This is a genomic window from Sphingomonas sp. AOB5, from assembly GCF_029433115.1.
GTDB lineage: Bacteria > Pseudomonadota > Alphaproteobacteria > Sphingomonadales > Sphingomonadaceae > Sphingomonas.
Window position 1 is genome coordinate 1 of sequence record NZ_JARNTV010000134.1, and the last position, 1,247, is coordinate 1,247.

Annotated in this window: 1 protein-coding gene; it reads right to left on the bottom strand. The window is 68.8% G+C overall.

Going from position 1 to position 1,247, the window contains the following annotated elements; translation table 11 throughout:
* Nucleotides 1-206: 206 nt before the first annotated feature.
* The gene (locus tag P1X14_RS22020) at nt 207-1,109 is read right to left on the bottom strand and encodes a transposase (protein ID WP_277317566.1); all 903 of its coding nucleotides are present in this window, start codon (nt 1,107-1,109) and stop codon (nt 207-209) included.
* Nucleotides 1,110-1,247: the final 138 nt, after the last annotated feature.

The window sequence follows — 1,247 nt, forward strand, 5'->3', positions numbered from 1 at the left end:
CGTGCAGAGCAATCCCCCTCCCCCGGCCGCCAGCCGAGCAACGCCGCCGCATCCGCACGCGGCTCGGCCATCGGGACGAGGCTCAGCCCGCGCGCCTGAGCGGCCGCGCCGAACTCGGTCCAAGGGAGAGGCGCGTCGGGCGCGCATGCGACGATCACCCGTAAAGGCTAACGCCGTCGCTGCCGTTTCGGAGGCAACCGTCTCCGTTACGGAGCAGTCTGACGCATCAGCGCCGCAAGCCGCAGCCGGGCATGGCCGGCGACATAGGCGCTGGTCGAGGCGGCGGCCCGTTCGAGGATCGACACCGCCTCGCGCGGATCGGCCGATGCCAGCGCCGCGAGCGCAGTAACCCGCATCCGCTCGCACGGATGCCGTACGGCGAAATCGGCCGCGAGATCGGTGCCATTGCCGCCGAAATGCACCGACAGCGTCACCAGCGCCTCGGCGGCGGTACAGGTGATCGCCCGCGCAATCGTCCCCGCCTCCATGTCGAACACATATTGATCGAGCCAGGGCTGGGCCGGGTCCGATCCCAATATGTTGAGCGACACCGAGAAGGCATCGGGCGGCAACTGCACATGCACGTCGCGCCGCATCCGGTAGAGCATCAGCTTGTCCGGCTCGAGCCGCGACCGCTCGACGAAGCGCAGCCCCGCATCCTCGCCCGGCAGCCCGGTCACCGCGTCGACGTCATACTCGTAATAGTCGCTCCAATAGCCCGGCCCGAGATAGCCCCAGGTCAGGAACGGGAAATTATGATCGTGCGGCAGATCATAGAAAAAAGCCGCCGTCCCGCTCGCGCGAGTGACGGGATCCTGTCGCGCCGGCCAGAAATTCGCACGCAGCAGATAGCGGCCATTGGGCGGGCGCAGCAGGAAGGATTGCGCGCCATAGCCGTTCGCGGCCAGCTGCCCCTCGCACCGCGTCTTGAGTTCGGCGATCGCCATGTCGGCGAGGAAATCCCGGTTGCGCCCCAGCCGCGCCAGCAACGGACCGAGGCTGGCGAATGCATCCTCGTCGCGCACATCGACCGGCGTTGCTTCCAGCGCCTCTACCAGCTCTCCGACACCGATTGGCCCGCCATCGCCGGGATCGATCAGCCGCGGCATGCGCCTGCAATCGCCTTGCGGACCGGCCCGATGGTCCGCAGCGCCGCACCACGCACCTCGCCATCGGGATCGTTCGCCGCCATCTCGGCCAGCCGCGGCAGCGCCGACCGCGCGTCCAGCGCCAGCCATTCGCGCATC